19 protein-coding genes are annotated in these 20,447 nt (G+C 71.1%); 18 read left to right on the top strand and 1 reads right to left on the bottom strand.

Annotated features, from left to right (window positions below; genetic code table 11):
• The first annotated feature begins 35 nt into the window (after nt 1-35).
• From ACZ6MZ_RS30080 to ACZ6MZ_RS30055, 6 genes are all read left to right on the top strand, one after another.
• Nucleotides 36-899 carry a Pro-rich N-terminal domain-containing protein gene (locus ACZ6MZ_RS30080; protein WP_384189991.1) on the top strand — a complete coding sequence of 288 codons (864 nt, stop codon included), beginning with the start codon at nt 36-38 and terminating at the stop codon, nt 897-899.
• Between the two features lie 84 nt (nt 900-983).
• Complete coding sequence (locus ACZ6MZ_RS30075) at nt 984-2,090, top strand: M24 family metallopeptidase (RefSeq protein WP_469355507.1); 1,107 nt, start codon at nt 984-986, stop codon at nt 2,088-2,090.
• 109 nt (nt 2,091-2,199) lie between these two features.
• On the top strand, nt 2,200-2,766 hold the full coding sequence (gene efp / locus ACZ6MZ_RS30070; protein ID WP_384189986.1) for an elongation factor P: 567 nt from the start codon (nt 2,200-2,202) through the stop codon (nt 2,764-2,766).
• A gap of 2 nt (nt 2,767-2,768) precedes the next feature.
• Nucleotides 2,769-3,197, top strand: coding sequence for a transcription antitermination factor NusB (nusB, locus tag ACZ6MZ_RS30065; RefSeq protein WP_386878786.1), 429 nt, complete (start codon nt 2,769-2,771; stop codon nt 3,195-3,197).
• Between the two features lie 130 nt (nt 3,198-3,327).
• Nucleotides 3,328-4,722, top strand: coding sequence for an MFS transporter (locus ACZ6MZ_RS30060; protein ID WP_469355504.1), 1,395 nt, complete (start codon nt 3,328-3,330; stop codon nt 4,720-4,722).
• Nucleotides 4,723-4,775: 53 nt separating this feature from the next.
• Nucleotides 4,776-6,227, top strand: coding sequence for a pyridoxal phosphate-dependent decarboxylase family protein (locus ACZ6MZ_RS30055; RefSeq protein ID WP_469355540.1), 1,452 nt, complete (start codon nt 4,776-4,778; stop codon nt 6,225-6,227).
• A gap of 154 nt (nt 6,228-6,381) precedes the next feature.
• Here the strand turns inward: ACZ6MZ_RS30055 and bldD are convergent, their stop codons facing one another.
• Nucleotides 6,382-6,882, bottom strand: coding sequence for a transcriptional regulator BldD (gene bldD, locus ACZ6MZ_RS30050; RefSeq protein ID WP_030355502.1), 501 nt, complete (start codon nt 6,880-6,882; stop codon nt 6,382-6,384).
• 209 nt (nt 6,883-7,091) lie between these two features.
• Here bldD and pyrR point away from each other — a divergent pair, with 209 nt between their 5' ends.
• The 12 genes from pyrR (at nt 7,092) to coaBC (ending at nt 20,158) form a co-directional block, all read left to right on the top strand.
• The gene (gene pyrR / locus ACZ6MZ_RS30045) at nt 7,092-7,688 is read left to right on the top strand and encodes a bifunctional pyr operon transcriptional regulator/uracil phosphoribosyltransferase PyrR (protein WP_384189978.1); all 597 of its coding nucleotides are present in this window, start codon (nt 7,092-7,094) and stop codon (nt 7,686-7,688) included.
• 93 nt (nt 7,689-7,781) lie between these two features.
• On the top strand, nt 7,782-8,792 hold the full coding sequence (locus ACZ6MZ_RS30040; RefSeq protein WP_469355501.1) for an aspartate carbamoyltransferase catalytic subunit: 1,011 nt from the start codon (nt 7,782-7,784) through the stop codon (nt 8,790-8,792).
• Between the two features lie 2 nt (nt 8,793-8,794).
• A complete protein-coding gene (locus tag ACZ6MZ_RS30035) occupies nt 8,795-10,081 on the top strand; it encodes a dihydroorotase (protein ID WP_469355499.1) in 1,287 nt (428 codons plus the stop codon).
• The gene (locus ACZ6MZ_RS30030) at nt 10,078-10,656 is read left to right on the top strand and encodes a PH-like domain-containing protein (protein WP_384189971.1); all 579 of its coding nucleotides are present in this window, start codon (nt 10,078-10,080) and stop codon (nt 10,654-10,656) included. The genes ACZ6MZ_RS30035 and ACZ6MZ_RS30030 overlap by 4 nt, the downstream gene beginning before the upstream one ends.
• Nucleotides 10,653-11,798, top strand: coding sequence for a glutamine-hydrolyzing carbamoyl-phosphate synthase small subunit (gene carA, locus ACZ6MZ_RS30025; protein ID WP_389787373.1), 1,146 nt, complete (start codon nt 10,653-10,655; stop codon nt 11,796-11,798). The genes ACZ6MZ_RS30030 and carA overlap by 4 nt, the downstream gene beginning before the upstream one ends.
• A complete protein-coding gene (gene carB / locus ACZ6MZ_RS30020) occupies nt 11,791-15,102 on the top strand; it encodes a carbamoyl-phosphate synthase large subunit (RefSeq protein ID WP_389787374.1) in 3,312 nt (1,103 codons plus the stop codon). Before carA ends, carB begins: the two co-directional genes overlap by 8 nt.
• A 132-nt stretch (nt 15,103-15,234) precedes the next feature.
• Nucleotides 15,235-16,344, top strand: coding sequence for a quinone-dependent dihydroorotate dehydrogenase (locus tag ACZ6MZ_RS30015; protein WP_469355496.1), 1,110 nt, complete (start codon nt 15,235-15,237; stop codon nt 16,342-16,344).
• Nucleotides 16,341-17,216 (top strand): orotidine-5'-phosphate decarboxylase, encoded by an 876-nt coding sequence (pyrF, locus tag ACZ6MZ_RS30010; RefSeq protein WP_469355494.1) that lies wholly within the window; start codon nt 16,341-16,343, stop codon nt 17,214-17,216. The genes ACZ6MZ_RS30015 and pyrF overlap by 4 nt, the downstream gene beginning before the upstream one ends.
• Before the next feature lie 310 nt (nt 17,217-17,526).
• Nucleotides 17,527-17,850, top strand: a complete 324-nt coding sequence (locus ACZ6MZ_RS30005) for an integration host factor (RefSeq protein WP_384193264.1) — start codon at nt 17,527-17,529, stop codon at nt 17,848-17,850.
• Nucleotides 17,851-17,888: 38 nt separating this feature from the next.
• Nucleotides 17,889-18,452 carry a guanylate kinase gene (gene gmk, locus ACZ6MZ_RS30000; RefSeq protein ID WP_389787382.1) on the top strand — a complete coding sequence of 188 codons (564 nt, stop codon included), beginning with the start codon at nt 17,889-17,891 and terminating at the stop codon, nt 18,450-18,452.
• 77 nt (nt 18,453-18,529) lie between these two features.
• Nucleotides 18,530-18,802, top strand: coding sequence for a DNA-directed RNA polymerase subunit omega (rpoZ, locus tag ACZ6MZ_RS29995; protein WP_003970369.1), 273 nt, complete (start codon nt 18,530-18,532; stop codon nt 18,800-18,802).
• Between the two features lie 111 nt (nt 18,803-18,913).
• On the top strand, nt 18,914-20,158 hold the full coding sequence (gene coaBC / locus ACZ6MZ_RS29990) for a bifunctional phosphopantothenoylcysteine decarboxylase/phosphopantothenate--cysteine ligase CoaBC (RefSeq protein ID WP_469355491.1): 1,245 nt from the start codon (nt 18,914-18,916) through the stop codon (nt 20,156-20,158).
• Nucleotides 20,159-20,447: the final 289 nt, after the last annotated feature.

Here is a 20,447-nt window from a genome sequence, read left to right as displayed (position 1 = left end):
ACCAGCGTCAGTCGCACGAGACGGAGTGGCACCGGATGCAGCACGCAGTGGGGGCTCCGCTGCCGCCTCCCCAGGGGCCGGGGCACGGCCCCGGCGGGTGGGCGCACCAGCCGCCCGGAGCGCACCAGGCGCCCGGTCCTCAGCCCCACCACCCGCCGCACCAGGTTCCTGGCCCCCCGGGGCCCGCGCACCATCCGGGGCCCGCGGCGCGGCAGGCTCCGCTGCCGCCCCCGGGACCGCCGGCCGGGCCGCCGCCCCCGGATTCCACCGGGCACATCCAGCTGCCCCCCGGCGGCCCCGTGCCCATACCCGCCCCGCCCCCCGCGGACAGCGGCACCGGCGCGGCGACCCTCGCCGTCCTGCTGATCGGCCCGGCCGGCGCCGGCAAGACGACCGTGGCCCGCCACTGGGCGCTGACCCGCCGCGTGCCCACCGCGCACATCAGCCTGGACGACGTCCGTGAATGGGTCTGCTCCGGTTTCGCCGACCCCCAGTCCGGCTGGAACGACCACTCCGAGGCGCAGTACCGGCTGGCCCGCCGCACCTGCGGCTTCGCCGCCCGCAACTTCCTCGCCAACGGCATCTCCTGCATCCTGGACGACGCGGTCTTCCCCGACCGCCCGGTCGTCGGACTCGGCGGCTGGAAGCGCCATGTCGGCCCCGGCCTGCTCCCCGTCGTCCTGCTCCCCGGGCTGGAGATCGTGCTGGAGCGCAACGCCGAGCGCAGCGGAAACCGCCGGCTCTCCGACGAGGAGGTGGCCGGCATCCATGGCCGGATGGCCGGCTGGTACGGCTCGGGACTGCCCATCATCGACAACTCCAAGTACGACGTGGAGACCACCGCCCGGGTCCTCGACGACGTCCTCGCCCGCTCCCTGGCCAGCCCGCCGGCCTGGTGACCGCAGCCCGGCCCGCCGGTGCGCGGCCCCCCGGTCGGACGCGCTGAACCGGCCGGTCCTGCCACTCGCTCATACGCTCGGGTCATGTCAGACGTGTACGCCGCCCGCCGCGCGCGGCTGCGCGGCCGGTGCTCCGCCGCGGGCAACGCGGCGGCCCTGGTCTCCCGCCCCGCCAACGTCCGTTATCTCGCGGGCGGGGCGCCGCCGGGCGCCGTCCTGCTGCTCGGCCCCGGCGAGGACATGCTGCTCTGTCCCCGTACCCCCACCGGCGACTCCGTCGACGGACATCTCGACGAACAGCTGCGGCTGACCGTCCTGCCCACCCCCTCGGGCGATCCGGCGGTCGCCGCCGCCGGCATCCTCGCCGCGTCGCCCGCCGAGTCGCTCGCCGTCGAGGAGCACCATCTGACCGTCGCCAGACACCGGGCGATCGGCTCCGTCGCCCCCCGGCTGCGCCTCGCCGACCTGGGCGGCGCCGTCGAGCAGCAGCGGATCGTCAAGGACGAGGAGGAGATCGCCTGTCTGCGGATCGCGGCCGAGATCGCCGACCAGGCGCTGGGCGAACTGCTGGAGTCGATCCTCGTCGGCCGTACCGAACGCCATCTCGCGCTGGAGCTGGAGCGGCGGCTCGTCGACCACGGCGCCGACGGCCCCGCCTTCCCGACCAGCGTCGCCACCGGCGCCAACTCCGGCCGCTGCGGGCACCATCCGTCGGACCGGCGGGTCGAAGAGGGTGATTTCCTCTCCGTCTGCCTCGGCGCCGAATATCGCGGATACCGGTGTCTGATCGGCCGTACCTTCGTCATCGGGACGTCTCCGGCCGCCTGGCAGATCGAGCTGTACGAACTGGTCTTCGCGGCACAACGGGCAGGTCGGCAGGGACTTGTCCCGAGCGCCGGCTACCGCGACGTGGACCGCGCGGCCCGGCAGCCGCTGGAGGCGGCGGGGTACGGCGAGGGGCTCCCGTCCCGTACGGGACACGGGGTCGGGCTCGAAATCGACGAGGACCCGCAGCTGGCCCCCGCGGCCATGGGTAAACTGGACGCTTGTGTGCCGGTCACCGTCGGACCGGGGGTCCACCTCCCGGGCCGGGGCGGTGTCCGGATCGATGACACGCTCGTCGTCCGCCCCGAGGCGGACGGCGGACCCGAGCTACTCACCATCACGACCAAGGAGCTGCTCGCGCTCTAGTGCACCTCCCGGTAACGTTTGCCCGTCCCGACGGGCAGACAGTGCCGGTCGCGGCACCGCGCGCACCCCCGGTCGTCCACCAGCTTTCAGTCCAGGAGATTCCGCAACCGTGGCTTCCACGAACGACCTCAAGAACGGCCTGGTGCTCAAGCTCGACGGAGGCCAGCTCTGGTCCGTCGTCGAGTTCCAGCACGTCAAGCCCGGCAAGGGCCCGGCCTTCGTGCGTACCAAGCTGAAGAACGTGCTCTCCGGCAAGGTCGTCGACAAGACCTTCAACGCCGGCGTGAAGGTCGAAACGGCCACCGTAGACCGCCGCGACATGCAGTTCTCGTACATGGACGGCGAGTACTACGTCTTCATGGACATGCAGACCTACGACCAGCTGATGGTCGACCGCAAGGCGGTCGGTGACGCCGCCAACTACCTCATCGAGGGCTTCACGGCCAGCGTCGCCACCCACGAGGGCGAGGTGCTCTACGTGGAGCTGCCCGCCGCCGTCGAGCTGGTCATCCAGCACACGGACCCGGGCGTCCAGGGCGACCGCTCGACCGGTGGCAGCAAGCCGGCCACGCTGGAGACCGGTTACGAGATCGGTGTCCCGCTCTTCATCACCACCGGCGAGAAGATCAAGGTCGACACCCGCTCCGGCGAGTACCTCGGCCGGGTGAACAGCTAACCGTGGCTGCCCGGAACAAGGCCCGCAAGCGCGCCTTCCAGATCCTTTTCGAGGCCGACCAGCGCGGGGCGTCCGTGCAGACGGTCCTCGCGGACTGGATTCGGCACGCCCGGACCGACGACCGCCAGCCGCCGGTCGGCGAGTACACGATGGAACTGGTCGAGGGGTACGCGGAGTACGCGGACCGTATCGACGACCTCATCGCCACCTACTCGGTGGGCTGGACGCTCGACCGCATGCCGGTCGTCGACCGGAACATCGTGCGGCTCGGCGCGTACGAGCTGGTGTGGGTGGACGGCACCCCGGACGCGGTGGTGATCGACGAGGCGGTACAGCTCGCCAAGGAGTTCTCCACCGACGACTCCCCGTCCTTCGTGAACGGCCTGCTCGGCCGCTTCAAGGAGCTCAAGCCGAACCTGCGCCGCGCCTGATCCGGCCGAGTCCTCAGGGCGCGGGTCCGGCTTCGGCGGCCGTTCGGCTCACCAGGCCCGAAGCAGAAGATGAACAATCTTCTGCTTCGGGCCTGGTGCATGTTCTGACCTGTGCTTTAGGTTGCGGCGCATGTCCGCACCCCTTCTGGGCGCCCGGGTCCGTATCGGTTACGGGCTCGGCTCGTTCGCCACCGGCACCTTCGGGACCGTCCCGGGACTGCTGCTGCTCTACTACCTGACCGACATCCTCGGCGTCGCCGCGGGTCTGGCGGGCCTGCTGGTCTTCCTCCCCAAGGCGTGGGACGTCCTGCTCAACCCCTGGATCGGCAGCCTCTCCGACCGCACGGAACACCGCTGGGGGCCGCGCAGGCCCTGGATGCTGCTGGGCGCGCTCACCATGCCGCTCTGCTTCGCCGCGATGTTCGCCGCCCCCGGGCTGGAACGCGGCTGGGCCGCCGGGTACGTCGCCGTACTCTTCCTGCTCGCCGCCAGCGGCTACGCCTGCTTCCAGGTCCCGTACGTCGCGCTGCCCGCCGAACTCACCGCCGACCCCGACGAGCGGGCCAGGATCATGTCCTGGCGGGTAGCCTTCCTCGGCGCCGCGATCCTGCTCTCCGGCGCCGTCGCGCCGCTGCTGGCCGGGGCCACGGACGACGGGAGCGGCACCCGGGGCGGCTACCGGCTGATGGGCGTCGTCATCGGGGCGCTGCTCTGCGCGGGCATGCTGGCCGCCTTCGCCGCCACCGCACGCGTGCACGGCGTGCTGCGGACCACCGGGGCGCCCGGGGGCCTGGTGGTCCAGCTGAGGGCCGCCAGGTCCCACCGGCCCTTCCTGTGGCTGCTGGGGGCCTTTGTCGTCCAGGCCGCCGCGACCGGGCTGATGCTCGCGGGCACCCAGTACTTCGCCACGTACATCCTCGGCCGCCCGAGTGCGACCACCCTGCTCTTCGCCTGCCTGATCGTGCCCTCGCTGCTCGCCATGCCGCTGTGGCTGGCCGCCGGACGCCGTACGGGCAAACGCGCCGCGGCGCTCACCGCCTCGGTCTGCTTCCTGGCCGGCGCGCTGGTCGCGGCGGCGGCCCGGGAGCTGCCCGCGGCGGCGGTCTACGGCGGCGTGGCCCTGGCCGGTGTCGGCTACGCGGGCATGCAGATGCTCCCGATGGCGATGCTCGGGGACACCATCGCCGCCGACGCCTTCACCCACGGCCGGCGCAGGGCGGGGCTCTTCACCGGACTGTGGACGGCGGGGGAGACCCTGGGGCTCGCCCTCGGGCCCGGGCTGTTCGGTCTGGTGCTGTCCCTGGGCGGGTTCGTCTCGTCCGACGCGGCCCACCGGGTCGCCCAGCCGGGGTCCGCCCTCACCGCGATCGTCGTCGGCTTCGGCGCGCTGCCCGCCGCGCTGCTGCTCGTCAGCCTGCCGCTGCTCGCCCGCTACCGGCTGTCCGAATCCGAGCTGGTACGGCTGCGCGACGCGTCAGCGGGCCGTCCGCACGACCCTTCCGCAGCGACCGTGGAGCGCCCGTGAGCACTGACCGTACCGATGCCCAGGCCCATGCCGATGTCCCTGCCGATGCCGCTATGGGTACGGAGGCCGCCGACCGGCGGATCCTCGGCCGGCTCTCCGCCCTGCGCGAGGGCGACCTGCCCGTACGGGGCGGCAGGACCATGGCGTACGTGTACGACTCCGGTCTCGACGGGGTCGAGGAGCTCGCCTCCGAGGCCGCCGCCCGGTTCGCGGGCGTCAACGGGCTGGACATGACCGCCTTCCCCAGCGTGGTCACCCTGGAGAACGACATCGTGGCGCGGGCCGCCCGGCTGCTCGGCGGTGACGGGCACACGGCGGGGACCTTCACCAGCGGCGGTACCGAGAGCTGTCTGCTGGCCGTGCTCACCGCCCGCGAGCAGGCCCGGCGCACCCGTGGGGTCACCGCGCCGGAACTGGTGCTGCCCAGCACTGCCCACGCCGCGTTCCACAAGGCGGCGAAGCTCTTCGGGCTCACCCCCGTGGTGGTGCCGGTCGACCCCGCCACGTACCAGGTCTCCGCCGAGGCGATGGCCGCGGCGATCACCGAGAACACCGCGCTGGTCGTCGTCTCCGCGCCCTCGTACGCGCACGGGGTCATCGACCCGGTCTCCGAGGTGGCCGGGGAGGCCGCCCGCCGCGGGGTGCTGTGCCATGTGGACGCCTGCATCGGCGGCTGGTATCTGGGGCATCTGCGGCTCGCGGGCCCGGAAGTGCGGCCGTTCGATCTCGCCGTGCCCGGCGTGACCTCGCTCTCGGTCGATCTGCACAAGTACGGCTACACCGCCAAGGGCGCGTCCGTGCTGCTGTTCCGGGACGCGGAGCTGCGCCGGCACGGCTGGTTCGCGTATGCCTCCTGGCCCGGCTATCCGGTCGTCAACGCCACCCTTCAGGGCACCAAGCCGGCGGGTCCGCTCGCCGCGGCCTGGGCCGTGCTGGAGCGGATCGGCACGGACGGCTACATCGCGCTGTCCGCCCGGGTCCACCGGGCGACGACGGCGCTCGCCGAGGGCATCGGCCGGATCGACGGCCTGCGCGTGCTGGCCCGGCCCGAGGCCTCGCTGCTGGCCGTCGCCTCCGACGATCCGGGCGTCGATCCGTTCGTGGTCGCCGACGAGATCCGCAGCGAGGGCTGGTATCTGCAACCGCAGCCCGCCGTCGCCGGATCGCCGGCGAATCTGCATCTGACGGTGACGGCGGCGGTGGCGGACGAGGAGACCGTACGGCTGCTGCTCGACGCGCTGGGCGGGGCGGTGGCGCGGGCGAGGGAGCTGGGCCCCGCGCGCGTCGATCCGGCGCTCGCCGAAGCGGCGGCGCTGCTCGATCCCGAGCTGCTCGGGCCCGAGGAGATCGCGCTCGCCCTGGAGCTCGCGGGCATCGGCGCGGACGGCGCGCTCCCGGAGCGGATGGCGCCCGTGCTGGCCGTGCTCCAGTCGCTCCCGCCGCGCCTGACCGAACGCCTGCTGCCGGAGGTCATCGGCCGGCTCTACCGCACCGGCGCTCCCTGAGAGGAACCGGTGCTCCCTGAAGGCACCGGCGCTCCCTGAACGCGCCGGCGCTCCGGCCCCGCTCGCGCACGCTCCGAACGCACCGAAGGGCGGACCCGTGGCCACGGGCCCACCCTCCGGAGGTGACGTTTCTGCTGATTTGCGCCAGGCGCGATCAGCCCTCCTCGTGGGCGACCGCGCGACGGGCGTCCGCGTCCAGGACACCCCAGCTGATGAGCTGTTCGGTCAGGACCGAAGGCGACTGGTCGTAGATCACGGCCAGGGTGCGCAGGTCGTCCTGGCGGATCGACAGCACCTTGCCGTTGTAGTCGCCGCGCTGGCTCTGGATCGTCGCCGCGTAGCGCTGGAGCGGGCCCGCCTTCTCCTGCGGTACATGGGCCAGTCGCTCCAGGTCAAGGACGAGCTTCGGCGGCGGCTCGGCGGCTCCGCCGGGCGTGGTGCCGGGAAGGAGCTCCTGTACCGGGACACCGTAGAAATCCGCCAGCTCGGCGAGACGCTGCACCGTAACGGCACGGTCGCCGCGCTCGTACGAACCGACCACGACGGCCTTCCACCGGCCCTGGGACTTCTCCTCCACACCGTGGAGGGAAAGGCCCTGCTGGGTGCGGATGGCGCGGAGTTTGGCCCCGAGCTGCTTTGCGTATTCGCTGGACATATAGCTCCCCGGACGAAGTCTGGTAACTCACTGTGAGGTTACGCAGCGTTACTTGGATGCGTCAAGCCGAGGGAGTGGCACCGCGGTCCTCACCGCCTCCCGACAGGGGCCGCCACCAGGTGATCCGTCGGCTCCTGGTAGCGTGGGTGGCGTAATTTCGACGTCCTTTAAGGTCCGTCCCGTGAGGCGGAGAAGGAGGTCCGTTTCATATGGACACTGTCAATACTGGCACCACGGCAGACAGCTCCGGCGCGGCCCGCCCGGTTCTGGAAGCCCCCGACATCGCACGGGTCCTGACCCGCATCGCCCACGAGATCGTCGAACGCGCCAAGGGCGCCGACGACGTGGTGCTGCTCGGCATTCCGACCCGAGGCGTCTTCCTGGCCCGCCGGCTGGCCGCGAAACTCGCGGAGATCACCGGCCGCACGATCCCGGTCGGCTCCCTCGACATCACCATGTACCGCGACGACCTGCGCCTGCGGCCCGCCCGGGCGCTGGCCCGCACCGACATCCCCGCCGACGGCGTCGACGGACGTCTCGTGGTCCTCGTCGACGATGTGCTCTTCTCCGGCCGTACGATCCGCGCCGCGCTCGACGCGCTCGGCGACATCGGCCGCCCCCGGGCCGTACAGCTCGCGGTCCTGGTCGACCGAGGCCACCGCGAGCTGCCGATCCGCGCCGACTACGTCGGCAAGAACCTCCCCACGTCGCTGCGGGAGACGGTCAAGGTCCAGCTCTCCGAGGAGGACGGGCGCGACACCGTGCTGCTCGGTCTCCAGCAGCCCGCCGCGTCCGGCGAGCAGTAGCCCGCACAGAGCTCCGTACGCCACTGATCCCGTACGGATTCCGCCTGCGCGCCCGCACGCCCGCACACCTCCACACACCGGAGCACACTCCAGATGCTGCGCCTCCCAGGGGCAAGCCCCCGCACCCCCGGCCACCTCATCTCCGCCGCCGATCTCAGCCGCGACGACGCCGTCCTGATCCTCGACACCGCGGAAGAGATGGCCCGGGTCGCCGACCGGCCCATCAAGAAGCTGCCGACGCTGCGCGGACGTACCGTCGTCAATCTCTTCTTCGAGGACTCGACCCGCACCCGGATCTCCTTCGAGGCCGCCGCCAAACGCCTCTCGGCCGATGTCATCAACTTCTCCGCCAAGGGCTCGTCCGTCTCCAAGGGCGAGTCGCTCAAGGACACCGCGCTGACGCTGGAGGCGATGGGCGCGGACGCCGTCGTCATCCGTCACCCCGCCTCCGGCGCCCCCTACCGGCTCGCCACCTCCGGCTGGATCGACGGCGCGGTCGTCAACGCCGGCGACGGCACCCATGAACACCCCACGCAGGCGCTGCTCGACGCCTTCACGCTGCGCCGCCGCCTGGTCGGCGCGGACGCCGGCATCGGGCGCGACCTGGACGGGCAGCGGGTCACCATCGTCGGCGACGTGCTGCACAGCCGGGTCGCCCGCTCCAATGTCCTGCTGCTCCACACGCTCGGCGCGCAGGTCACGGTGGTCGCCCCGCCGACCCTCGTCCCCATCGGCGTCGAGCACTGGCCCTGCGAGGTGTCGTACGACCTGGACCGGGTGCTGCCCGCGTCGGACGCCGTGATGATGCTGCGGGTGCAGCGCGAGCGGATGAACGCCGCCTTCTTCCCGACCGAGCGCGAGTACTCCCGCCGCTACGGCCTGAACGGCGAGCGGATGGGCCGGATGCCCGAGCACTCCGTCGTGATGCACCCCGGCCCGATGAACCGCGGCATGGAGATCACCGCCGAGGTCGCCGACTCCGACCGCTGCACGGCCGTCGAGCAGGTCGCCAACGGTGTCTCGATCCGGATGGCCGTGCTGTACCTGCTGCTGGGCGGCAACGAGCCCGCCGTCACCCACGCCCGTACCGAGGAGAACAAGTAATCATGAGCAAGATCCTTATCCGGGGCGCGAAGGTGCTCGGCGGCGAGGTGCGGGACGTCCTGATCGACGGCGGGACCATCGAGGCGGTGGGCACCGGCCTCGACGCGGGTGACGCCACGGTCGTCGAGGCCGGCGGACAGGTCCTGCTGCCCGGTCTCGTCGATCTGCACACCCATCTGCGTGAGCCGGGCCGCGAGGACTCCGAGACCGTCCTCACCGGCACGAAGGCCGCCGCGGTCGGCGGCTTCACCGCGGTCCACGCCATGGCCAACACCTTCCCGGTCGCCGACACGGCCGGTGTGGTGGAGCAGGTCTGGCGGCTGGGCAGGGAGTCCGGCTACTGCGACGTACAGCCCGTCGGGGCCGTCACGGTTGGCCTGGAGGGCAAGCACCTCGCCGAGCTGGGCGCCATGCACGACTCGGCGGCGAACGTCCGGGTCTTCTCCGACGACGGCAAGTGCGTCGACGACGCCGTGATCATGCGGCGGGCGCTGGAGTACGTGAAGGCCCTCGACGGCGTGATCGCGCAGCACGCCCAGGAGCCGCGGCTCACCGAGGGCGCGCAGATGAACGAGGGCGTCGTCTCCGCCGAGCTGGGACTCGGCGGCTGGCCGGCCGTGGCCGAGGAGTCGATCATCGCCCGCGATGTCCTTCTCGCCGCCCATGTCGGCTCCCGCGTCCACATCTGCCATCTCTCCACGGCCGGCTCGGTCGAGCTGGTCCGCTGGGCGAAGTCCAAGGGCTGGAACGTCACCGCCGAGGTCACCCCGCACCACCTGCTCCTCACCGACGAACTCGTACGGTCCTACAACCCCGTCTACAAGGTGAACCCGCCGCTGCGTACCGAGGCCGATGTGATGGCGCTGCGCGAGGCGCTGGCCGACGGCACGATCGACTGCGTCGCCACCGACCACGCACCGCACCCGCACGAGGACAAGGACTGCGAGTGGGCCGCGGCCGCCATGGGCATGGTGGGCCTGGAGACCGCGCTCTCCGTCGTCCAGCAGACGATGGTCGACACCGGTCTGCTCGACTGGGCGGGGGTCGCCGACCGGATGTCGTTCCGGCCGGCCCGTATCGGACGTCTGGAGGGCCACGGCCGTCCCGTCTCGGCAGGTGAGCCCGCCAACCTGACACTGGTCGATCCGGCTTACCGTGGTGTCGTGGACCCCGCGGGCTTCGCCTCCCGCAGCCGCAACACCCCCTACGAGGGGCGTGAGCTGCCGGGACGCGTGACCCACACCTTCCTGCGGGGCCGGGCCACGGTCGTCGACGGGAATCTGGCGTGACAAGTGTGAAGCTCCTCCTGCCCCTGGCCGCCGAGCAGAAATCGGCGGACGTGACCGACTGGGCCGCCCGCATCGGCTGGGTCGTCGGTCTGCTGCTCTTCATCGCGTTCGTCTACTGGCTGATGCGCCAGGGCTGGAAATGGCGCGGCAGCCTGCAGTCCGGTCTGCCCGCACTGCCCACCGCGCCGGAGACGCCCGGTGAGGCGAGGCTCTCCATGGCCGGCCGCTACCACGGGTCCACCACCGCCGGGCACTGGCTCGACCGCATCGTGGCCCACGGCCTGGGCGCCCGCAGCCGCGTGGAGCTGACCCTCACCGACGCGGGCCTGGAGGTCGTACGCCCCGGGGCGAACGACTTCTTCGTCCCGGCCGGGTGCCTGCGCGAGGCCCGGCTCGACAAGGGCATCGCCGGCAAGGTCCTCGCCGAGGGCGGGCTGCTGATCGTCACCTGGCAGCACGGCGACACGCTGATCGACTCCGGATTCCGCTCCGACCGCTCCGCCGAGCACCCCGCATGGGTCGAGGCGGTCAACGCCATGAACCCATCCATCACGACGGAAGGCCCCGCACGATGACCACCTCCACCCGGGGAACCGCCCAGCCAAAGGCGCTTCCCGCCGTACTCGTCCTGGAGGACGGCCGCAGCTTCCGCGGCCGCGCCTACGGGGCCGTGGGGGAGACCTTCGGCGAGGCGGTGTTCTCCACCGGCATGACCGGCTATCAGGAGACCCTCACCGACCCCTCGTACCACCGCCAGGTCGTCGTGATGACCGCCCCGCACGTCGGCAACACCGGCGTCAACGACGAGGACCCCGAGTCGCGGCGGATCTGGGTCTCCGGCTATGTCGTCCGCGACCCCGCGCGCGTGCCGTCCAACTGGCGCTCCCGGCGCTCCCTCGACGAGGAGCTGGTCGCGCAGGGCGTCGTCGGCATCAGCGGCATCGACACCCGCGCGCTCACCCGCCATCTGCGCGAGCGCGGCGCCATGCGCGTCGGCATCTTCTCCGGCGCGTCGCTGTCCGACGAGGCGACGCTGCTCGCCCGCGTCCAGCAGGCCCCGGAGATGACCGGCGCGGACCTCTCCGCCGAGGTCGCCACGGAACAGGCGTACGTCGTCCCCGCGATCGGCACCAAGCGCTTCACCGTCGCCGCCCTCGACCTGGGCATCAAGGGCATGACCCCGCACCGGATGGCCGAGCGCGGCATCGAGGTGCATGTCCTGCCCGCCACCGCCACCCTCGACGAGGTGTACGCGACCGGGCCCGACGGAGTCTTCCTCTCCAACGGCCCCGGCGACCCGGCCACCGCCGACCTGACCGTCGTCAAGGGCGTGCTGGAACGCGGCACACCGCTCTTCGGCATCTGCTTCGGCAACCAGCTGCTCGGCCGCGCGCTCGGCTTCGGCACGTACAAGCTGAAGTACGGCCACCGGGGCATCAACCAGCCTGTGCAGGACCGGACGACCGGCAAGGTCGAGGTCACCGCGCACAACCACGGGTTCGCCGTCGACGCCCCGCTCGACCAGGTCACCGACACCCCCTACGGCCGCGCCGAGGTCTCCCACGTCTGCCTCAACGACAACGTGGTGGAGGGCCTCAGGCTGCTCGACCGGCCGGTCTTCAGCGTCCAGTACCACCCCGAGGCGGCAGCGGGTCCGCACGACGCCGCGTACCTCTTCGACCGCTTCGTATCCCTGATGGAGGACCAGCGTGCCTAAGCGCACCGACATCCAGTCCGTCCTGGTCATCGGTTCAGGACCGATCGTCATCGGCCAGGCCGCCGAGTTCGACTACTCGGGCACCCAGGCCTGCCGGGTCCTCAAGGCCGAGGGCCTGCGCGTCATCCTGGTCAACTCCAACCCGGCCACGATCATGACGGACCCGGAGATCGCCGACGCGACGTATGTCGAGCCGATCACCCCCGAGTTCGTCGAGAAGATCATCGCCAAGGAGCGCCCCGACGCGCTGCTGCCCACCCTCGGCGGCCAGACCGCGCTCAACACCGCGATCTCGCTCCATGAGGCGGGCGTCCTCGACACCTACGGCGTCGAGCTGATCGGCGCCAATGTCGAGGCGATCAACAAGGGCGAGGACCGCGACCTCTTCAAGGAGGTCGTCGCGGCCGTCCACGCGAAGATCGGCCACGGCGAGTCCGCGCGCTCGGTCATCTGCCACTCCATGGACGACGTCCTGGGCGGCGTCGAGACGCTCGGCGGCTACCCCGTCGTCGTACGCCCCTCCTTCACCATGGGCGGCGCGGGCTCCGGCTTCGCGCACAACGAGGACGACCTGCGCCGGATCGCCGGACAGGGCCTGATGCTCTCCCCGACCACCGAGGTGCTCCTCGAGGAGTCCATCCTCGGCTGGAAGGAGTACGAGCTGGAGCTGATGCGCGACAAGAACGACAACGTCGTGGTCGTCTGCTCCATCGAGAACTTCGACCCGATGGGCGTGCACACCGGGGACTCGATCACCGTCGCGCCCGCGATGACCCTCACCGACCGCGAGTACCAGACCCTGCGGGACGTCGGCATCGCCGTGATCCGCGAGGTCGGGGTCGACACCGGCGGCTGCAACATCCAGTTCGCGGTCAACCCCGAGGACGGCCGGGTCATCGTCATCGAGATGAACCCGCGTGTCTCCCGCTCCTCCGCGCTCGCCTCCAAGGCCACCGGATTCCCGATCGCGAAGATCGCGGCCAGGCTCGCCGTCGGCTACACGCTGGACGAGATCCCTAACGACATCACCGAGAAGACCCCGGCGTCCTTCGAGCCCACGCTCGACTACGTGGTCGTCAAGGTGCCGCGCTTCGCCTTCGAGAAGTTCCCGGCCGCCGACGCCAGCCTCACCACCACCATGAAGTCGGTCGGCGAGGCCATGGCCATCGGCCGTAACTTCACCGAGGCGCTGCAGAAGGCGCTGCGCTCGCTGGAGAAGAAGGGCAGCCAGTTCTCCTTCACCGGCGAACCGGGCGAGAAGGACGCGCTTCTGGAGACCGCCAAGGTCCCCACCGACGGCCGGATCAACACCGTCATGCAGGCCATCAGGGCCGGCGCCACCCCCGAGGAGATCTTCGACGCGACGAAGATCGATCCGTGGTTCGTCGACCAGCTGTTCCTGATCAAGGAGTACGCGGACGAGCTGGCCACCGCCGCCGAGCTCTTTCCCGAGCTGCTCGCCGAGGCCAAGCGGCACGGCTTCTCCGACGCCCAGATCGCCGGGATACGCGGTCTGCGCGAGGACGTGGTCCGCGAGGTCAGGCACGCCCTCGGGGTCCGCCCCGTCTACAAGACGGTCGACACCTGCGCGGCCGAGTTCGCCGCGAAGACCCCGTACTTCTACTCCTCGTACGACGAGGAGAACGAGGTCGCCCCGCGCGAGAAGCCCGCCGTGATCATTCTCGGCTCGGGCCCCAACCGCATCGGCCAGGGCATCGAGTTCGACTACTCCTGCGTCCACGCCTCCTTCGCGCTCAGCGAGGCCGGCTACGAGACCGTGATGGTCAACTGCAACCCGGAGACCGTCTCCACCGACTACGACACCTCCGACCGGCTCTACTTCGAGCCGCTCACCCTGGAGGACGTCCTGGAGATCGTGCACGCCGAGTCGCTGGCGGGACCGATCGCGGGCGTCATCGTGCAGCTCGGCGGCCAGACCCCGCTCGGCCTCGCCCAGGACCTCAAGGACAACGGCGTCCCCGTCGTCGGTACACCCCCCGAGGCGATCCACGCCGCCGAGGACCGCGGAGCCTTCGGCCGGGTCCTCGCGGAGGCCGGGCTGCCCGCGCCCAAGCACGGCACCGCCACCACCTTCGCCGAGGCCAAGGCCATCGCCGACGAGATCGGCTACCCCGTCCTCGTACGGCCGTCGTACGTCCTCGGCGGACGCGGCATGGAGATCGTGTACGACGAGACCAGGCTCTCCTCGTACATCGCCGAGTCCACCGAGATCAGTCCCACCCGGCCGGTCCTGGTGGACCGCTTCCTCGACGACGCCATCGAGATCGACGTCGACGCGCTGTACGACGGCACGGAGCTGTACCTCGGCGGCGTCATGGAGCACATCGAGGAGGCCGGCATCCACTCCGGTGACTCGGCGTGCGCCCTGCCCCCCATCACGCTGGGCGGCTTCGACATCAAGCGGCTGCGCGCCTCGACCGAAGCCATCGCGAAGGGGGTCGGGGTCCGCGGACTGATCAACATCCAGTTCGCGATGGCCGGCGACATCCTCTACGTCCTGGAGGCCAACCCGCGCGCCTCCCGTACGGTCCCCTTCACCTCGAAGGCGACCGCCGTACCGCTCGCCAAGGCCGCGGCCCGTATCTCGCTGGGCGCCACCATCGCGGGACTGCGCGCCGAAGGCATGCTGCCGGCCCACGGCGACGGCGGCACGCTGCCCCTCGACGCGCCCATCTCCGTCAAGGAGGCCGTGATGCCGTGGTCGCGCTTCCGCGACATCCACGGCCGCGGGGTGGACACCATCCTCGGCCCGGAGATGCGCTCCACCGGCGAGGTCATGGGCATCGACTCGGCCTTCGGCACCGCGTACGCCAAATCGCAGGCCGGCGCGTACGGCCCGCTGCCCACCAAGGGCCGCGCCTTCATCTCCGTGGCCAACCGCGACAAGCGCTCGATGATCTTCCCGGCGCGCGAGCTGGTCGCCCATGGCTTCGAGCTGCTCGCCACATCTGGCACGGCCGAGGTCCTCAGGCGCAACGGCATCAGCGCCACCGTCGTACGCAAGCAGAGCGAGGGCGAGGGCCCGGACGGCGAGAAGACCGTCGTCCAGCTGATCCACGACGGCGCGGTCGACCTCATCGTCAACACGCCGTACGGCACCGGCGGCCGCCTCGACGGCTACGACATCCGTACGGCCGCCGTGGCGCGCGGTGTCCCCTGCCTGACGACGGTCCAGGCGCTGGCCGCGGCCGTCCAGGGCATCGACGCCCTCAAGCAGGGCGACGTCGGAGTCCGCTCCCTCCAGGAACACGCGCGACATCTGATCGCGGCACGCGAGGAGTAGCCACCAGCCCGAAGCGGGGGACACCGGATCCGGTGTCCCCCGCTTCATGAGGCCATCGCATGAGGTCACCCCATGAGGTCTGCTTCATGCGGTCATCGAGTTTCATGAGGTCATCGAGGAGAGACCCACTCCATGTACAGATTCTTCTTCCGGCTGGTCTTCCGGCGGATGGACCCGGAGCAGGCCCACCGGCTGGCCTTCCGGTGGATCCGGTTCGCCGCCCGTATCCCCGTGCTGCGTACCGTCGTCGCCGCTGTCCTCGCGCCCCGCTTCCAGGAGCTGCGCACCAAGGCGTTCGGCCTGCGGATGCACGGCCCCTTCGGCCTCGCCGCGGGCTTCGACAAGAACGCCGTCGCCATCGACGGCATGGCGATGCTCGGCTTCGACCACATCGAGATCGGTACGGTCACCGGCGAGCCGCAGCCCGGCAACCCCGGGAAGCGGCTCTTCCGGCTCGTGGCCGACCGCGCGCTGATCAACCGCATGGGCTTCAACAACGAGGGCTCGGCCGCCGTGGCGGCGCGGCTGGCGGCCCGCACGCCGGTCTTCAGGACCACCGTCGGCGTCAACATCGGCAAGACCAAGGTCGTCCCTGAGGGTGAGGCGATCGGCGACTACGTCACCTCGGCGGAGCGGCTGGCCGGCCACGCCGACTATCTCGTGGTCAACGTCAGCTCGCCCAACACCCCGGGATTGCGCAGCCTCCAGGCCGTCGACCAGCTGCGGCCGCTGCTGACCGCCGTACGCGAGGCGGCCGACCGGACCGTCACGGACCGCCGGGTTCCGCTCCTGGTCAAGATCGCGCCCGACCTCGCGGACGCGGACATCGACGCCGTCGCCGATCTCGCCGTCGACCTCGGGCTGGACGGCATCATCGCCACCAACACCACCATCGCGCGGGACGGACTCGGCCTGACCTCCGGCGTGGCCCTGACCGCGGAGACCGGCGGACTGTCCGGTGCGCCCCTCAAGGCGCGCTCGCTGGAGGTCCTGCGCCGGCTGTACGCGCGCGTGGGCGACCGGATCACCCTGGTCGGGGTCGGCGGCGTCGAGAACGCCGACGACGTCTGGCAGCGCATCCTCGCGGGCGCGACGCTGGTCCAGGGCTACAGCGCCTTCATCTACGAGGGCCCGTTCTGGAGCCGCGCGATCCACCGGGGGCTCGCCGCGCGCCTGGCCGCCGGCCCGTACGCCACGCTCGCCGACGCGGTCGGCGCCGACACCCGGAAGGTGATCGCATGACCCCTCAGGTGACCCCTCGGGCGACCCCTCAAGACCTCGAACGGCCGTTCGGGGCCCGGCTGCGGCACGCCATGGACACCCGGGGACCACTCTGCGTCGGCATCGACCCGCACGGCTCGCTGCTCACGGACTGGGGCCTCAACGACGACATCGCGGGCCTGGAGCGCTTCACCCGTACGACGGTGGAGGCCCTGGCCGGCCGGGTCGCCGTCCTCAAGCCCCAGTCGGCGTTCTTCGAGCGCTTCGGGTCGCGCGGCATCGCCATACTGGAAAAGGCCGTCGAGGAAGCACGGGCGGCCGGCGCGCTGGTCCTGATGGACGCCAAGCGCGGTGACATCGGCTCGACGATGGGCGCGTACGCGGCGACCTATCTGGACAAGGACTCGCCGCTCTTCTCGGACGCGGTCACGGTCTCGCCGTACCTCGGCTTCGAATCCCTGCGCCCGGCGCTGGACGCGGCCGCCGTCTCCGGCGCGGGAGTCTTCGTCCTGGCCCTCACCTCCAACCCGGAGGGCGCCGAGGTGCAGCGGGCCACCACCGCCGACGGCCGGTCGCTCGCGCAGCTGATGCTCGACCACCTGGCCGCCGAGAACGCCGGTGCGACGCCCCTCGGCTCGGTCGGCGCGGTCGTCGGCGCCACCCTCGGCGACGCGGGCGTGGATCTCGCGATCAACGGGCCGCTGCTCGCCCCCGGGATCGGCGCGCAGGGCGCGACCCCGGCGGACCTGCCCGCGGTGTTCGGCTCGGCGGTCGGCAATGTGGTCCCGAGCATCAGCAGGGGCGTCCTGCGGCACGGTCCGGACGTCGTCGCACTGCGGGACGCCGCGGAGCGCTTCGCCGACGAGGTACGGGCGGCCGTCGGCGGCGCGTGAGGAGTCCGGCGGGAGCCCGGCGAGAGCGGTCGGGGCGTCCGCGGACGTCGCCCGGCGCGACCTCGGACGCCGCTCGGGAAGTCCGATCACGGGGCTCGGGACAGAAAAGCAGGGCAAAATGACCGATATGTCGGCCCCGATCGATGCTGACCAGGACTTTTCGTCTGTTCTCGCTGACTCAGGCGGCCTTGGCCGCTAGTCTCCGTCGAGAGCCAACGTGCAGTCCGTTGCCCGTTGCTCGCCTGGTGTGGGGCGATCAGGTCCCGCACCGGTCCGTATCCGACAGTTCGACATCCGAGGTGACGTAGGCGTGGCTCTTCCGCCCCTTACCCCTGAACAGCGCGCAGCCGCGCTCGAAAAGGCCGCCGCGGCTCGCCGGGAGCGGGCCGAGGTCAAGAATCGACTCAAGCACTCCGGCGCATCCCTCCATGACGTCATCAAGCAGGGTCAGGAGAACGACGTCATCGGGAAGATGAAGGTCTCCGCCCTGCTCGAGTCCCTGCCCGGCGTCGGCAAGGTCCGCGCCAAGCAGCTCATGGAGCGGCTCGGTATCTCCGAGAGCCGTCGCGTGCGCGGTCTCGGCTCCAACCAGATCGCCTCCCTGGAGCGCGAGTTCGGCGGCAGCGGCGCCTGACGTTCCCGGGCACTCCCGGGAACCTGGATAATCGCTGCATGGCAGCAGAGGTACGACCGCGGCTGACCGTGCTCTCCGGCCCCTCCGGGGTCGGCAAGAGCACGGTCGTCGCGCATATGCGCAAGGTCCACCCCGAGGTATGGCTCTCGGTGTCGGCCACCACGAGAAAGCCCCGCCCCGGCGAGCGCCACGGCGTCCAGTATTTCTTCGTCTCCGACGAGGAATTCGACAAGCTGGTCGCCAATGGCGAGCTGCTGGAATGGGCGGAGTTCGCGGGCAACCGCTACGGCACGCCCCGCCGGGCGGTCCTCGACCGCCTGGAGGCGGGCGAGCCCGTGCTCCTGGAGATCGATCTCCAGGGCGCCCGGCAGGTCAAGGAGTCGATGTCCGATTCCCTGCTGGTCTTCCTGGCGCCGCCGAGCTGGGACGAGCTGGTGCGCCGGCTCACCGGCCGGGGCACCGAATCACCCCAGGTGATCGAGCGCCGGCTGGCGGCCGCCAAGGTCGAGCTGGCCGCGGAATCGGAGTTCGATACGACGCTGGTCAACACCTCCGTCGAGGACGTCGCGCGCGAGCTGCTAGCCTTGATGCAAGTTGCATGATCTTTTGTGGGCTTTTCCTGAATGGTGAATCCCACGATTACCGGTTTCTCCCTGAATTTTCTTCGGAAGGCTAGAGAGTGTCCTCTTCCATCACCACGCCCGAGGGCATCATCAACCCGCCGATCGATGAGCTGCTCGAGGCCACGGACTCGAAGTACAGCCTCGTGATCTACGCGGCCAAGCGCGCGCGCCAGATCAACGCGTACTACTCGCAGCTCGGTGAGGGCCTGCTCGAGTACGTCGGTCCGCTGGTGGACACCCACGTCCACGAGAAGCCGCTCTCGATCGCCCTGCGCGAGATCAACGCGGGCCTGCTGACCTCCGAGGCCATCGAGGGCCCGGCTCAGTAGGCGGTACAGGCTCTTCATCCAGGCCCGGCAGCGCGACTGCCGGGCCTGTGGTGTGTCATAGGTGCTGTCATTGGGTGCGGGACCGTAGGTGTTCGAGAGCGGGGAGACACGGTGGACAAGCCGAAGGTCGTTCTGGGGGTCGCCGGCGGGATCGCCGCCTACAAGGCGTGCGAGCTGCTGCGACGGCTGACCGAGTCCGGCCATGACGTACGGGTCGTACCGACCGAGTCCGCGCTTCATTTCGTCGGCGCCGCGACCTGGTCGGCGCTCTCCGGCCACCCCGTCTCCACCGGCGTCTGGTCCGATGTCCATGAGGTGCCCCACGTACGGATCGGGCAGTCCGCCGATCTGGTCGTCGTCGCCCCGGCCACCGCCGATCTGCTCGCCAGGGCGGCGCACGGGCTCGCCGACGACCTGCTCACGAACACGCTTCTCACCGCCCGCTGTCCGGTCGTCTTCGCCCCGGCCATGCACACCGAGATGTGGGAGCACCCCGCCACCCAGGAGAACGTCGCGACGCTGCGCCGCCGCGGCGCCGTCGTCATCGAACCCGCCGTCGGCCGGCTCACCGGCGTCGACACCGGCAAGGGCCGGCTGCCCGATCCGGGGGAGATCTTCGAGATCTGCCGCCGCGTACTGGCGCGCGGCGCCGCGGAGCCCGACCTCGCCGGCCGTCATGTCGTGGTCAGCGCGGGCGGTACGCGCGAGCCGCTCGACCCCGTCCGCTATCTCGGGAACCGCTCCTCGGGGAAGCAGGGGTACGCCCTGGCCCGTACGGCGGCGGCCCGGGGCGCCCGGGTGACCCTCATCGAGGCCAACACGGGGATGACCGACCCCGCCGGAGTGGACGTGGTCCATGTCGGGACGGCCGTACAGCTGCGCGAGGCCGTGCTGAAGGCGGCGGCGCGGGCCGACGCCGTGGTCATGGCGGCCGCCGTCGCGGACTTCCGGCCCGCGTCCTACGCCGAGGGCAAGATCAAGAAGAAGGACGGTGAGGAGCCCGTGCCCGTCGTGCTGGTCCGTAACCCGGACATACTCGCCGAGATCTCGGCCGAACGGGCGCACGCCGAACAGGTGGTTGTCGGCTTCGCCGCAGAGACGGACGACGTCCTCGCCAACGGCCGGCAGAAGCTGCTGCGCAAGCGATGCGACCTGCTGGTCGTCAACGAGGTCGGGGAGCGCAAGACCTTCGGCGCCGAGGAGAACGAGGCGATCGTGCTCGCGGCGGACGGCGCCGAGACCCCGGTGCCGTACGGGCCCAAGGAGGCCCTCGCGGATGTCGTCTGGGATCTGGTGGTGCCGAGGCTGGGACCGGAGCACCGGGACACGGGAACACCGGGACACCGGAACACCTGAACGCGACACGTTGCTCGGATGAATTCTTTGTTTCGCCTCTTTCGGGGCGCCCCTTCGGATCCGTCGCCCCGGCGCTCAAGAACCGCTCAAATCCGGCGTAGCGGCCCCTGGCCAGGGTTGTTCGGCGTATCGCATAATGCAGTGCCGCGGGCGTCGGGACTCCCACAGATCGAGACACTTCGCCCCGTGGCCTCATACGACCGATAAAGTGGTCGTGGACCGTCGCGGGGCTGCAGCCCCCCGCCGGTCCGCCAATGATCAGCCAGCAGCCGCTGCAACCTCAGGGAGC

Source organism: Streptomyces sp. NPDC042201, assembly GCF_055582185.1.
Note: the sequence above shows the minus strand (reverse complement) of the source record. Positions and strands in the feature narration are given on the sequence as shown.